At 65.6% G+C, this 14,170-nt stretch carries 13 protein-coding genes; 3 read left to right on the top strand and 10 right to left on the bottom strand.

What is annotated here, in order from left to right:
• Positions 1–113 precede the first annotated feature (113 nt).
• Positions 114–1,226 (bottom strand): porin, encoded by a 1,113-nt coding sequence (locus IAG39_RS29645; protein ID WP_059378270.1) that lies wholly within the window; start codon positions 1,224–1,226, stop codon positions 114–116.
• 434 nt (positions 1,227–1,660) lie between these two features.
• Positions 1,661–2,044 (bottom strand): DUF4148 domain-containing protein, encoded by a 384-nt coding sequence (locus tag IAG39_RS29650; RefSeq protein ID WP_118933588.1) that lies wholly within the window; start codon positions 2,042–2,044, stop codon positions 1,661–1,663.
• Positions 2,045–2,426: 382 nt separating this feature from the next.
• Between IAG39_RS29650 and IAG39_RS29655 the strand changes: the two genes are divergently transcribed.
• The gene (locus IAG39_RS29655) at positions 2,427–3,317 is read left to right on the top strand and encodes a LysR family transcriptional regulator (RefSeq protein WP_059378273.1); all 891 of its coding nucleotides are present in this window, start codon (positions 2,427–2,429) and stop codon (positions 3,315–3,317) included.
• Positions 3,318–3,335: 18 nt separating this feature from the next.
• Here the strand turns inward: IAG39_RS29655 and IAG39_RS29660 are convergent, their stop codons facing one another.
• The 8 genes from IAG39_RS29660 to purT form a co-directional block, all read right to left on the bottom strand.
• A complete protein-coding gene (locus IAG39_RS29660) occupies positions 3,336–3,890 on the bottom strand; it encodes an adenine phosphoribosyltransferase (RefSeq protein WP_054457754.1) in 555 nt (184 codons plus the stop codon).
• 54 nt (positions 3,891–3,944) lie between these two features.
• Positions 3,945–5,648, bottom strand: coding sequence for a thiol reductant ABC exporter subunit CydC (gene cydC / locus IAG39_RS29665; protein ID WP_118933589.1), 1,704 nt, complete (start codon positions 5,646–5,648; stop codon positions 3,945–3,947).
• A complete protein-coding gene (cydD, locus tag IAG39_RS29670; protein WP_118933590.1) occupies positions 5,645–7,423 on the bottom strand; it encodes a thiol reductant ABC exporter subunit CydD in 1,779 nt (592 codons plus the stop codon). Before cydD ends, cydC begins: the two co-directional genes overlap by 4 nt.
• The gene (cydX, locus tag IAG39_RS29675; protein WP_043546919.1) at positions 7,420–7,545 is read right to left on the bottom strand and encodes a cytochrome bd-I oxidase subunit CydX; all 126 of its coding nucleotides are present in this window, start codon (positions 7,543–7,545) and stop codon (positions 7,420–7,422) included. Before cydX ends, cydD begins: the two co-directional genes overlap by 4 nt.
• A gap of 16 nt (positions 7,546–7,561) precedes the next feature.
• The gene (cydB, locus tag IAG39_RS29680) at positions 7,562–8,716 is read right to left on the bottom strand and encodes a cytochrome d ubiquinol oxidase subunit II (protein ID WP_059378278.1); all 1,155 of its coding nucleotides are present in this window, start codon (positions 8,714–8,716) and stop codon (positions 7,562–7,564) included.
• Between the two features lie 13 nt (positions 8,717–8,729).
• Positions 8,730–10,304: a cytochrome ubiquinol oxidase subunit I gene (locus IAG39_RS29685; RefSeq protein ID WP_059378281.1), complete on the bottom strand. Its 1,575-nt coding sequence runs from the start codon at positions 10,302–10,304 to the stop codon at positions 8,730–8,732.
• A 127-nt stretch (positions 10,305–10,431) separates the two neighbouring features.
• Complete coding sequence (locus tag IAG39_RS29690; RefSeq protein ID WP_059378283.1) at positions 10,432–10,977, bottom strand: GbsR/MarR family transcriptional regulator; 546 nt, start codon at positions 10,975–10,977, stop codon at positions 10,432–10,434.
• A 267-nt stretch (positions 10,978–11,244) separates the two neighbouring features.
• On the bottom strand, positions 11,245–12,462 hold the full coding sequence (gene purT / locus IAG39_RS29695; RefSeq protein ID WP_118933596.1) for a formate-dependent phosphoribosylglycinamide formyltransferase: 1,218 nt from the start codon (positions 12,460–12,462) through the stop codon (positions 11,245–11,247).
• 103 nt (positions 12,463–12,565) lie between these two features.
• Here purT and IAG39_RS29700 point away from each other — a divergent pair, with 103 nt between their 5' ends.
• Together IAG39_RS29700 and IAG39_RS29705 are read left to right on the top strand one after the other, a co-directional pair.
• Positions 12,566–13,555: an SIS domain-containing protein gene (locus IAG39_RS29700; protein ID WP_059378285.1), complete on the top strand. Its 990-nt coding sequence runs from the start codon at positions 12,566–12,568 to the stop codon at positions 13,553–13,555.
• Complete coding sequence (locus tag IAG39_RS29705; protein WP_118933591.1) at positions 13,552–14,160, top strand: KdsC family phosphatase; 609 nt, start codon at positions 13,552–13,554, stop codon at positions 14,158–14,160. The genes IAG39_RS29700 and IAG39_RS29705 overlap by 4 nt, the downstream gene beginning before the upstream one ends.
• Positions 14,161–14,170 lie beyond the last annotated feature (10 nt).

The raw sequence follows: 14,170 nt of genomic DNA on the forward strand, positions 1-14,170 counted from the left end.
CTTCCCTGCTCTAGAAACGTCCGGCGGCAACCACTAGGGGGGGTTCGCTGTCACTCGGCGGCCCACGGAGATGAGCCGCGCATTCAGCAAGGTTTTGCCGGACGTCCTAGCGCTTAGAAACGGTGACGCACGCCCACGGCGACTGCCGTGTCGGTCGCATCGCGCTGGAACGCGTAGTTGTCGCCGTAGGAGGCGTACGCGTACAGGTTGGTGCGCTTGGTAAAGTCGTAGGTGTAGCCCAGGCTGTAGACGTTGAACGTTGCATCGTCGCCCGTCAGCTTGTCGTTGCTGGCGGTGGCGCGCTGCCACGAACCGAAGACAGCGTGGCGGCCCAGCGGCACGGTGGCGCCGATCATGTACGAATTGGCGCGGAAGCCGTCAGCCAGCTTGAACGAGCCCAGGTTCTGCATGCCGTCGGGCGTGGTGCCCATGTTCTGGCCGACGAACCAGCCGTCGCGGGTCTGGCCGAACGCAGCCGCGACCTTCACGACTTCGAAGTCATACGAACCGCCCAGGATGTATTCCTGGATGCGCGCTTCGGACTTGCCGCCGGTCTGGCCGTTGGACGGGTTGAAGCGGTCGTACGCCGCAGCCAGGTTCAGCGGGCCGTTGACGTACTGCACGCCCGCCGTCAGCACGCGGTTGTTGTTGCCGGTTGCGAAACCGGTCTGCGAGGTGTCGCTGACCGTGTCATCGGCGCTGAACGAGTAACCCACGCCCAGCTTGAAGCCGCCCATGCTGGGGGTCTGGTACAGGACCATGTTGTCCAGGCGCATCGTGTTGGCGCTGCCGAACGTGGTACCCATGTTGGCGGTGTTGTAGCTGATCGAGAACGGGTCGATCGAGCCGAAGTACTTGGAGGCCAGGTTGGTCTGGCGGCCGAATTCGAGGCGGCCCCAGGAATCGCTGTCCAGGCCCACGGTGGCCTGACGGCCGAACAGGCGGCCGTTCTGCAGCGACTTGCCGTTCATGGGGCCGAAGCCGCCTTCCAGGGTAAACACGGCGCGCAGGCCGTCGCCCAGATCTTCGGTGCCGCGCAGGCCGAAGCGCGAGCCGCTGCTCACGCCCTGAACTCCGCCGAAACGGCTTTGCGAATTACCGCCGAACTTGACCTTCTCGTAGCCGACACCGGCATCGATCAAGCCGTACAGCGTCACGGAGTCTGCGGCTTGCGCAGCGCTGGCGAAACCAGCCAGCAGCGCGACAGCCAATAGCGTCTTCTTCATATAAGTCCCCAAAATGGCGAGATGAAAGGCAAACCGCAAACCCACCGCGCACAGAGCTGGGAGTCTGCGTGCCGCTGCGAACAAGTTAGCGGCGCATGCACTGGAGTCAGTGTCCAGCCTGCGCCCATTCGAAGTAACCCGGATTTCGAAGAACTACTTTCCATGGTTGGGATAATGACGGCCTTCTTACTAACCACCCTCTTTGGAAACCTGCGTTAACGCATTGATATCAAATGCGAATTAAGGCTCGCAAAACACCAGACGGGCCTCGGATATTCTCCTGCCGGGCCCGACAGACCAACAAGAGTTGTTGATTGGCCCGGACAATTCTGATGTGCAAACGCCACACTATCGGCGGATGGCGGACCATCCGCTACATATAAAAAAAGCCCCTCGACACTTCGAAGGGCCTCTTTTCTTGCCAGCTGGACGGCTTACCGGCCTTGGGGCGGGTAGTCCAGTTCACCGAACGTGTACTCGCCGCGGGCCTTGGCTTCAGCCAATTCCCGACGCACTTGTTCGCGGCTCTTGCCGGCGGTTTGCGACACCGCGGCCTTGGGCGGGTAGTCCAGTTCAGCAGAGGTCACCTGGCCAGCAGCCTTGGCGCTTTGCAGTTCCTGCTGGACTTGCTCGCGTGACAGGCTGGTGCGCTCGACGGCGGCAGGCGGATAGTCCAGTTCACCAAACGTGACCTGGCCGGCGGCCTTGGCGGCTTGCAGTTCCTGCTGGACCTGTTCACGCGTCTTGCCATCGGCGTGAGCGGCGGACATACCCACCAACGTTGCGGTAACCATGAGTGCGGTAGCTAGGGCTTTCATTGAGACGACTCCATCCTAAACCTTGCACATCGTCTTCTGCCAGGCTGGCAGGTGCGATATGACAATTTGATTGCTGGGACGAAGTATCTGGCGATTGCGGCCTAGTAAAAACCCTTATTTTGGGGAACATATTTGCACAGATGGGACAATTACGGGAAGTGATCGCCAGAATCTGCGCATTTTCTGCACACTTCCGAGTACCATCCAGCACCGGCAGGCCTTGCCGGCATTCAGCCGCAAGCAAGCTAGGTAAGGGAAGATGTGCAGCTGATCGGGTGGATACGCCGTTCAGCGTGGGGAAATAGACATTTCTACTGGCGGGACAATGATTCCATTTATCATACGAATCCACCAGCAATGGAATTGAATCTCGAGGGCCCCCATGGATATCCAGCTTAACGACATCGCTCTGTTTGTCGAAGTCGCCAAGCGCAAGAACTTCAGCCACGCAGCCGAAGCCTTGAATATTCCGACCTCCACGCTCTCGCGCCGCGTCAGTGAACTGGAGCGCAGCATCGGCATGCGGCTGCTCAACCGCAGTACGCGCAAGATCGACCTGACCGAGGCCGGCGCCATCTATTTCGAACGCTGCCGCCATATCGTGGAAGAAGCGCGCATTGCTCACGATCAGTTGCTGGACATGGCGGTGCAGCCCAAGGGACGCCTGCGCATCTCGCTGCCTACCAGCCTGGCGCAACTGTTCCTGCCCGCCGTCATCAGCGAATTCCGTGAGCAGCATCCGGATATCGAATGCGACTTCGATCTGAGCATGCGTCCGATCGATCCCATCAGCAATCCGTTCGACCTGATCCTGCGCTTTGGCCAGCAGCCGGACTCCAGCCTGATCTCGCGCAAGATCGTGCTGATGGCCCATCAGCTATATGCCTCGCCCGAGTACCTGGCCCGCCACGGCGAGCCGCGGGTGCCCGCGGATCTCAGCCATCACGAATGCCTGCGCCCCACCATGCGCGAGGAGTCATCCTTCTGGATGCTGCATTCGGGCGACAAGGTGGAACGCGTGCAGGTGTCGGGCCGCCTGTCGGCCAACAACGTCGGCATGCTCGGACGGCTGGCGGGACAAGGCCTGGGCATCACGCCGCTGCTGGTCTTTGACGCGATGGAACGCGCCATCAAGCAAGCGGGCCTGGTGCGGGTGCTGCCGGAATGGAGCCTGACGCCTCTGCCGCTCTTCGCGCTGCTGCCATCGCGCATGCTGCCGGCAAAGACCAAAGCCTTCCTGGACTTCATCCAACCGAGGTTGTCGGACGTTTGAGCGGCGACTGTTGATGGGTTACGCAGGCGTATCGGCGCTGTACTGACAGACGGTGTAGAGCGGCGTGCCGGTGGCGGCGACCTTGGCGGAGCCGCCCAGGTCGGGCAGGTCGATGATGGCGGCCGCCTCGACCACATTGGCGCCAAGGCGCTGCAGCAGCTTGATGGCGGCCAGCATGGTGCCGCCGGTGGCAATCAGGTCGTCCACCAGCAGGACGCGCTGGCCGGTGCGCACGGAGTCCGTGTGCATTTCGACCGACGCGTTGCCATACTCCAGCGAGTACTCCTCGGCCACGGTGCGGAACGGCAGCTTGCCCTTCTTGCGCACCGGCACGAAGCCCAGATTGAGTTCGTAGGCCAGCACGCTGCCCACGATGAAGCCGCGCGCATCCACGCCAGCCACCAGGTCCAGGCGCTGGCGCATGTAGCGATAGACGAAGAGATCAATAAGCACCCGGAACGCGCGCGGGTCCTGCAGCACGGGCGTGATGTCGCGAAAAATGACACCGGGTTGGGGCCAGTCTGGAACGCTGCGGATGGTGCGCCGGATGTACTCGGCGTTGTCGGTCTGCATGGAAGACGGCCCTGAAGAATTGAAGCAAGGCGAACTATAACCTCGCAACCGCGCTTAAGCCAGGGTTGCCGCCCCCGATGACAATTCACATTGCTGTAGCCGGCCGTCCTGCAGCGCGTAGCGGCGATCGACCGCCCCTGCGGGCAACGCCGCGTGGGTGGCCAGCACCACGGCGCGTCCCTGCACGGCGCCCGCCAGATCGCTGAAGAATGCCGCTTCGGCCTCGGCGTCCAGACCAGCCGTCGGCTCGTCCAGCACAATGACCGCGGCCGGCGACAACAGCGCACGCGCCAGGCACAAGCGACGCGCCTGCCCGGCCGACAGCTGCGAACCCGTCTCCCCCGCCCAGGTGTCCAGGCCATCCGGCAGGCCGCGCACGAAGTCGCCCAGCCTCGCGGCGTCCAGCGCGCGCCACAGGGCGGCGTCGTCCGCCTTGGGATCGCCGATCAGCAGGTTGGTGCGCAGGGTTCCCAGGAATACCGGAGCATCCTGCGACAGCAGCGCGATGCGCCGGTGCCAATCCGCCTGTGTACAGGCGCGCGCATCGCAGCCGCCGAAACGCACCTGCCCCGCCTGCGGATCCTCCAGTCGCAGGAGCAGGTGCAGCAGGGTCGACTTGCCCGCGCCGCTGGGCCCCACGATGGCGATCCGCTCGCCGGGCGCCACACGCAGGCTGACGCCGTCGAGCACGGGCGGGCTCGCGGACGCTCCTCGGGCGGAATAGGCAAAGCGCACGCCGTCCAGCTCCAGCACGCCGCTGTCGGGCAAGACGCTGGGCGCTGCCGGATCCTGCATGTCCGGCTCGCTTTGCGTGACTTCCCGGATGCGTCCCGCCGCCGAAATGGCCGAGCCCATGCGCGATGCGCCCCGCATGATCGGGCCAGCCACTTCGAAAATTCCGATGACCGCCAGCAACAACCCGGCCAGCGTGGGGCCTTCGATGCGCCCTCCCTCCAGCGTGTCCAGGCCGAACCAGAGCAAAGCCAGCACCGATGCGCCGGCGGCGGCCTGCAGGAAGAACTGTCCCCGCGCCGCCACCCGCGCCTGGCTACGGCGGGCGAACGCGCTGGCTTCGCATAGACGCTCGAAATGCGCGGCTGTCTGCGCCTGCGCGTGCAGGGCCACCATGTCGGCATGCCCTTCCACCGCGTCCAGCGTCGCCGCGCGCAGTCCCGCCGCGCTCTCCTGGGCCGCCGCGCCGGGCTTGCGCGCGGCGCGCAGCAGCCACAAGGGCACCAGCACGCATGCGACCAGCAAGGCCAGGGCCAGCGCCAGCGCGGCCGCGGGCACCCACGATCCCAACACCGCGGTCAACACCGCACCCGCCAGGATGGCGGTAACCAAGGGCGCCACCACAAACAGGAAAACCGTATCGAGCGCATCTACGTCGCCCGTCATGCGTGCAACCAGATCGCCGTCGCGATAGCGCGCCAATTGCCGCGGCGTTAGGCGGATCAACGCCGAGAACACCTTCGCGCGCAGGTCAGCCAGCAGGCGCAGCGTGGCGGAATGGCCCACCACGCGGTCGGCGTAACGCGCCACGATGCGCAGGAACGACAGGCCGCGCACCAGCGCCGATGGCGCAAACAGATTGAACGCGCCGCCCGCCCCCGCCAGCGCCGCGCCGGTCAGGAACCAGCCCGACACGCCCAGCAGGCCCACGCCGGCGGCCACGGTCGCCAGTGCGCAGAACAATGCGAGCAAAAGCCCGCTTTTACGGCGCGCATACAGCGGCAGGAGCAACAACAGGTTCTTCATGCGTCTTCCACTTTTCCGCCAACCACTCGCAGCGTCCGACCCAGCCGGGCCGCCACCGCGGGCGCGTGCGTCGCCAGCAGCAAGGTGCGGCCGGCGGAGAAAGCCAGGATCTCGTCCAGCACGCGCGCCTGCGTGGCTTCGTCCAGATGCGCCGTGGGTTCGTCCAGCAGGATCAAGCCCGGATCGCGCAGGAACAGACGCGCCAGCGCGACGCGCTGCGCCTGGCCCCCGGACAGGCCGTGCCCGCGGCCGCCCAGTTGCGTCGCCAGCCCTTGCGGCAGGGCCTCGGCGAACTCCAGCACGCAGGCGCGGCGCGCGGCGGCCTGCACCTCGGCATCGGAAGCGTCGGGACGGCCCAGGCGGATGTTGTCGGCGATGGAGCCTGTCAGCAACTGCGGCTTCTGCCCGATCAACGCCACGCGCTGGCGCAGCGCCGCCTCGCCCCAATCGGGCAAGGGCACGCCGTCGACGCTGATGTCGCCCTGGAACGGACGCAGGCGTGCGACCGCCTCGATCAGGGAGGACTTGCCGATGCCGCTGGGGCCCATCAGCGCGGCATGCTCGCCCGGCGCCAGCGCCAGACTGGCATCCGTCAGCACCGCCTGGCTGCGGCCGGGCGCGTCCAGGTTCAAGCCCGCAATGACAAGGGCCGCGCCCGCAGCACGGCGTTCGCGAACGTGTCCGGGATCTGCGGCGGCCTTGCCTGCGCCAGGCACGCCACCGGTTGCAGCATCGCCGGCCTGCGGCAAGCCATCGAACAGCAGGGAGATCTGCGAAACTGCCGCGAGCGCCGCCGCACGGTCGTGATAGTGCGCCGCGAACTGGCGCAACGGCGCATAGACCTCCGGCGCCATGAGCAAACAGAACAGCCCTGCCTGCAGGGTCAGCGGCGACCAGCGCAGGTCCAGGAATCCCAGGTAGGTCAATCCGATATAGACCGCCACCCCGGCCACGCCCAGCGCCGCGAAGAACTCCAGCACCGCCGATGAAAGAAAGGCGATGCGCAGCACCGACATCGTGCGTTGGCGCAACGCGTCGCTGGCCGCCACGACGGACTCGGCTTCGGCCTCCGCGCGGCCATAGAGTTTCAGGGTGGACAGACCGCGCAGCCGATCGGCAAAGAAGCCCGACAAGCGCGCAAAGGCGCGCAGGTGGCGGCGGCTTGCGCCTTGGGCGCCCCAGCCCACCAAGGCCATGAACAAGGGAATCAGCGGCGCCGTGATCAGCAGGACCAGCCCGGCAATCACGTCCATCGGCAGCAGCACCACCGAGAAAGCAACCGGCAGCATGGCGGCCGCCGCCATGGCGGGCAGGTACTTGGCGAAAAACCCGTCCAGGGCCTCGACCTGGTCCACCACCGCACTCGCCAGTTCTCCCGACGCCTGCCCTCGGCTCCAGTACGGCCCCTTCTGCACCAAACGCCGGAAAAGCGACAGTCGCACATGGCGCTTGATACGCTCGGCCGCGTCCGCGCCTGCGCGCTCGCCCGCCCAGGTGATGCAGGCGCGCACCAGCATGAGTCCCGCGATGGCCAGGATGTCGCCCAGCAGCTCCTGCCGGGGCGCCTGCCTGACGATGGCCGCATCGAGCACGCTGGCCAGCAGCCAGGCCTGCACCACCAGCAGGGCGCCGCTGACCAGGGGCGCGGCGCCCGCCAGCATCAGCGGCAGCCTGGCCGTCTTGGCGAGCGCCATCAACCACCGCGACTGTTCGCGCGGCGGTTTGTTCAGGGTTGCCGAGGGATCGTGCTCGAGGCTGCTAGCGCCGCCGCTCACTCGTCGTCGCGGCTGGCGCGCGGATCATGGGTATGACCCTCGCGCAGCTCGAACCACATTGCATTGAGGATGGCGAAGGCGCACGCCAGGCCCAGACCGAGTATCCACGAGAAATACCACATGGTGGAGGCTCCTTTATCAGTATGAGTTGGGCGTGTCGCCGACCGATTCATGGGTGACCTTGCCGCGCATGACGCGGTAGACCCAGGCGGTGTAGACGGTCACGATGGGCAGGAAGATGGCGACCGCGATCACCATGATCCACAGCGTCAAGTGGCTGGACGAACCGTCCCAAATGGTCAGGCCGGCCTGCGGCTTGGTCGACGAGGGCATGATGAACGGGAAGAGCGAAAAGCCCACCGTCAGAATCACGCCGGCGATCGACACCGACGAGGCCAGAAACGCCAGCACGTTGGCGCGCACGCTCAGCAGCAGCGCCACCAGGACGGCGCCGCCCACGCCCAGCGCAGGCGCGATCCACATCAGCGGCCATTTCGCGTAGTTGGCCATCCAGGCGCCGTTCTGCACCGCCACGGTCTTGAGCATCGGATCCGACGGGCCGGCCATGTCCACCGCGCTGGTGATCACATGGCCAGGCAAGCCGCCCGCCACCCAGAACCCGCCCGCCGCGAACAACGCCGCGGTCAGCAAGGCGCACAGCCTGCCCCAGTTGCGGGCACGCGACGAAATCGGATCTTCGGTGCGCCAGGCCAGCAGTACGGCGCCATGCATGGCCAGCATCACCACGCTGAGCACGCCGGCCAACAGCGCGAACGGCATGAACAACTGGTAGAAGTGGCCTTCATAGATCGGACGCAGGGTCACCGGATCGAACGTGAACGGCACGCCCAGGATGATGTTGCCCATGGCCACGCCGAACACCAGCGAGGCCACCACGCCCGAGAAACAGAGCACGCCGTCCCAGCGGTTGCGCCAGCTGGTGCCTTCCATCTTGCTGCGGTACTTGAAGCCGACCGGCCGCAGGATCAGCGCGATCAGCACCAGCATCATCGCCAGGTAGAACCCGGAGAACGACGCGGCGTACAGCAAGGGCCATGCGGCGAAAATGGCGCCGCCCGCGGTGATGAGCCAGACCTGGTTGCCTTCCCAGACCGGTCCCACCACGTTGATCACCACCCGGCGCTCGGCGTCGGTCTTGGCAACCACCGGCAGCAGCGCAGCCACGCCCAGGTCAAAGCCGTCCATGACGGCAAAGCCGATGAGCAATGCGCCCAGCAGCACCCACCAGACCACGCGCAGCGTGCCGTAGTCGAAAGGAATAAGAGTATCCATCGCTGTCTCTCCTTCAGGCCCGCACGGCAGCGTGCACAGGATCGGCGGCGGCAGCTCCGGGCGCCGGCCCATCGGATTTCGGTCCCTTCCTCACGGCGTGCAGCATCACCTTCACGCCGATGATCAGCAACACCGTGTACAGCACCAGGAATATCGTCAGGCTGATGGCCAGGTCGACGATGGTCAGGCCGGAAGCCGCGTAGTAGGTCGGCAGCACGCCTTCGATCACCCAGGGCTGGCGGCCGTATTCGGCCACGAACCAGCCGCTTTCGATGGCCACCCAGGGCAACGGCAAGCTCCACAACGCCACCTTGAGCAGGCCGCGCCGGCTGTCCAGCCGCCCGCGCGAGGCCAGCCAGAAGGCCACGCCGAAGAACAGGATCAGATACATGCCCACCGCGACCATGATGCGGAACGCCCAGAACAGTGGCGCCACGTTGGGCACGGTATCGACGGCGGCCTTCTTGATGTCGTCTTCGGTGACCTTGCTCATGTCGGGCTGATAGCGCTTGACCAGCAGCGCATAGCCCAGGTCGGGCCAGGTCTTGTCAAAGACCATGCGCGCATCCACGTCCTTGGGATTGGCGCGGATCTTCTGCAAGGCTTCATACGCCACCATGCCGTCGCGAATGCGATTCTCGGCACGACGTATCAGGTCGTCGATGCCCAGCAGCGGCGTGGTGAGCGAACGCGTGCCGATGATGCCCATGACGTAGGGGATCTCGATGGCGAAGTCGTTCTTGCGCTCGGCCTGGTTGGGGATGGCGATCAGGTTGAAGGACGCAGGGGCCGGCTCGGTGTGCCACATGGACTCGATGGCCGCGATCTTCATCTTCTGGTGTTCGGTGGTGAGATAGCCGCTTTCGTCCCCCAGCACCACGACCGACAACGCCGAGGCCAGGCCGAAGCTGGCGGCGACCGCCATCGAGCGCTTGGCCAGGTCGATGTGGCGGCCCTTCAGCAGGTACCAGGCGCTGATCGACATGACGAACATCGCGCCCGCGACGTAGCCTGCGCTGACCGTGTGCACGAACTTGGCCTGTGCCACCGGGTTGAAGATCACCGCGGCGAAGTCGGTCATCTCCATGCGCATGGTGTCGGGATTGAAGATCGAACCGACCGGATTCTGCATCCAGCCGTTGGCGATCAGGATCCACAGCGCCGAGAAGTTGGTGCCGAACGCCACCAGCCAGGTCACGATCAAGTGGCTGACCTTGGACATGCGGTTCCAGCCGAAGAAGAACAGGCCGACGAAGGTCGCTTCCAGGAAGAAGGCCATCAGCCCTTCGAGCGCCAGCGGCGCGCCGAAGATGTCGCCTACGTAATGGCTGTAGTAGGACCAGTTCATGCCGAACTGGAACTCCATCACGACGCCTGTGGCAACGCCCAATGCGAAGTTGATGCCGAAGAGGGTGCCCCAGAACATCGTCATCCGCTTCCAGATGGCGCGGCCAGTCATGACGTACACGCTTTCCATGATGGCCAGAATGAACGACAGGCCTAGCGTGAGCGGGACGAAGAGGAAGTGGTAGAGCGCGGTCGCGGCGAACTGGAATCGCGACAGATTTACGACGTCGAGATCAATCATTGGGTCGCTCCCAAGCAGTTGAGGTGCCGCGGCAACCGGCATGGTTCCCAGGCCGTCTCTCGCGCCATGTTACGAGCGTTGCATACAACTTCATAGAGGTTTCCTGAAAAATCGGGGCGGATCAGGTTCAGCCCTTGCCCCGCAATTTGCCGGCGAAGCCCAGCACCTTCTGCACTTTCGAACCGAGCTTCATCAGGTTCTGCAGGGTTTCTGGCGGCAGTCGTTGAACCTCATCGAACCATCCGGTAGACAGTTCGATGAGCTCCAGCATGTCGTTCATGCGCTGTTGCGCGTACGCCTCATCCGGACCCGACGGGGGTTCCAACAGGGTGTCCCGCAGCAGGGTCAGCGTGGGATCGATTTCGCGCTTGCGCTTTTCTTCCATCAGGATGCGGAAGATCTCCCAGACGTCCTTGGGAGTTTCGAAGTAGTCGCGGCGGTCGCCGACTTGATGCATGAGCTTGACCAGCCGCCAGGACTGCAGCTCCTTCAGCCCCAGGCTGACGTTGGAGCGCGAGAAGCCGAGGGTTTCGGCGATGTCATCGGCGTTCAGCGGCTTGGGCGACAGGAACAGGAGGGCGTAGATCTGGCCGACCGTGCGGTTCACGCCCCACCGGCTGCCCATTTCGCCGAAATGCAGGACGAATCGTTCGTTTTGAGGGGACAGGGCCATGGATCGCGCTACGCCGGCAAGACCAGGACGCGTCGTCCTGGCCGATAAGAACAGTTACACCGATTTCAGAAAATTCTGGAATTTCCGAAATTATCAAACAATCCATGCGAAAGCGCAAACCACACTGGCGGCAGGGGGATGATCTCAAGACATGATGTCGCGGCAGTGACAGACGGCCTTCTCCGGCCTTTGCCTAAAGCCGCCGACAAACGCAAGCGGCCACCAGCCGGTGAGCTGGTGGCCGCTAGGGAAAACGGAAAAAAGGCTTTAGCCGGCCTTGACGGACACCGCCGCCGACACCCGCTTGGCCTTGGCGCGAGCCGCCGCCACGTCCTCGGCCACGGCCAGGCCCACGCCCATGCGGCGCTTGACGAAGGATTCGGGCTTGCCGAAGAGGCGGATGTCGGTGCCGGGTTCGGCCAGCGCTTCGGCCACGTTGTGGAACGAGACCGCGGCGGCCTCGACGCCGCCGTAGATGACGCTGCTGGCGCCGGGCTGGCGCAGACTGGTGTCCACCGGCAGCCCCAGCAGCGCCCGGGCGTGGAGTTCGAATTCGTTCTGGACCTGGGTGATCATGGTGACCATGCCGGTGTCGTGCGGACGCGGGCTGACTTCCGAGAACCAGACCTGGTCGCCGGCCACGAACAGCTCCACGCCGAAGATGCCCAGGCCGCCCAGGTTGGAAGTGACCGCCAGCGCGATGTCGCGCGAACGCTGCAGCGCGGCGGGAGACATCGGGTGCGGCTGCCAGCTTTCCACGTAGTCGCCGTCGACCTGCTTGTGGCCGATGGGTTCGCAGTAGCGGGTTTCGACCTGGCCGTCGGCGCCGCGGGCGCGCACGGTCAGCAGGGTGATTTCGTAGTCGAAGCGGATGAAGCCCTCGACGATGGCGCGCCCGCCGCCCACCCGGCCGCCCTCCTGGGCATAGCGCCAGGCGGACTCGACGTCGTCGCCGCTCTTGATCACGGACTGGCCCTTGCCCGAGGAGGACATGACGGGCTTGATGACGCAGGGATAGCCGATGCCGCCGTCGATGGCCGCGCGCAATTCTTCTTCGGTGTCGACAAAACGGTAGGGCGAGGTCGGCAGTCCCAGGGTCTCGGCCGCAAGCCGGCGGATGCCCTCGCGGTTCATGGTCAACTGGGCCGCGCGGGCGGTCGGCGTCACCCGGGCCACGCCCGCCGCTTCCAGTTCCACCAGCAAATTGGTGGCAATGGCTTCGATTTCGGGGACAATAACGTGGGGCCGTTCCTGTTCGATGACCTTGCGCAGGGCCTGCGGGTCCGTCATCGAGACCACATGCGCCCGGTGCGCCACCTGGTGGCCCGGAGCGTCGGCGTACCGATCCACGGCAATGACTTCCACGCCCAGCCGCTGCAGGGCAATGATGACCTCTTTGCCCAATTCGCCGGACCCGAGCAGCATGACGCGGGTGGCCAAGGGGGACAGGGGCGTGCCAAGAACGGGGCTGGAAATGCTGGACATGGAGCGGGCCTGGAAAAAAGTTGGAAAGCCGTTGAAATGACCCGCCAGCATGCCATACGCCCTTTCCGGGGGCAAACCCGCATACTGATATTAAAATCCACGTATGACTGACCATCCCACAACATCGTCCGAGACCGCGCTGGCATCTGCGCGCAGAACGCTGCAGATCGAATGCCAGGGCCTGATGGACCTGTCGGCCCGGCTGGACGACAGCTTCACGCAGACCGTCGCGATGCTGCTGGCCTGCCGCGGCCGGGTGGTCGTCAGCGGCATCGGCAAGACCGGCCACGTGGCCCGCAAGATCGCGGCGACCCTGGCCTCCACCGGCACGCCGGCCTTTTTCGTGCACGCCGCCGAGGCCGTCCACGGCGATCTGGGCATGATCACCCAGGACGACGTCCTCATCGCGATTTCCTATTCCGGCTCCGGCCAGGAACTGCTGACGATCCTGCCCGTCGCCCGCCGCATGGGCGCCAAGCTGATCGCCATTACCGGCAACCCGCAGTCCGAACTGGCCCGGCTGGCCGACGTCCACCTGGACGCCAGCGTGGCCCAGGAAGCCTGCCCGCTGAATCTGGCGCCCACCGCCAGCACCACCGCCGCGCTGGCCCTGGGCGATGCCCTGGCCGTCGCCTGCCTGGAGGCCCGCGGCTTCGGCCCGCAGGATTTCGCGCGCTCGCACCCGGGCGGCGCGCTCGGCCGCCGCCTGCTGACCCACGTGCGCGACGTCATGCGCCAGGGCGACGCCCTGCCCATCGTCATGGCCGGCACCCCGGTATCGCAGGCGCTCGAGGTCATGTCCGCCAAAGGCATGGGCATGACCGTCGTGACCGACGCGCAGCGCCGCCCCCTAGGCATCTTCACCGACGGCGACCTGCGCCGACTGATTGCCCGCCAGGGCGACATCCGCAGCCTGACCGTCGAATCCGGCATGACGCGCTCGCCGCGCAGCATCACTCCCGACGCGCTGGCCGTCGAGGCGGCCCAGCAAATGGACAAACAACGGCTCAACCACATGCTCGTGCTGGACAGCGACGGCGTTCTGCTCGGCGCCCTGCACATGCATGATCTGATGGCCGCCAAAGTGGTATGACTATGACTCTTTCTGTACCCGTGACGCATCCGGCCGAAGCGCTGGTCCTGGCCCGCATCCCCGCCGGCGTGCGCGAACGCGCCGCCGCGGTGCGCCTGATGGTGTTCGACGTGGACGGCGTGCTGACCGACGGCAGCCTCTATTACGGCGACAACGGCGAACTGCAAAAGCGCTTCAACGTGCTGGACGGCCACGGACTGCGCCTGCTGATGGAAGGCGGCCTGAAGGTTGCGCTGATGACCGGACGCTCCGGCCCCATCGTGGCGCGCCGCGCGGCCGAGCTGGGTATCGCCGAGGTCATCCAGGGCGTGCGGGACAAGGGCGGCGCCCTGGCCGAACTTGCGCAGCGCTCCGGTGTCCAACTGAACCAGACCGGCTACATGGGCGATGATGTCATCGACCTGCCGGCCCTGCAGCGCGCTGGCTTCGCCGCCAGCGTGCCTAATGCGCCGGGCTACGTCAGCCAGGCCGCCCACTGGGTCTCCACGCACGCCGGCGGCAACGGCGCCGTGCGCGAATGCTGCGACCTGCTGCTGGCGGCCCAGGGACGCCTTGGCGCCTTCCTGGCGGCGCCAGGCCTGCTCGGCCCGGGCGCCATCCAATGATCGCCAGGAC

Origin of the sequence: Achromobacter xylosoxidans, assembly GCF_014490035.1 — a bacterium.
Lineage (GTDB): Bacteria > Pseudomonadota > Gammaproteobacteria > Burkholderiales > Burkholderiaceae_B > Achromobacter > Achromobacter bronchisepticus_A.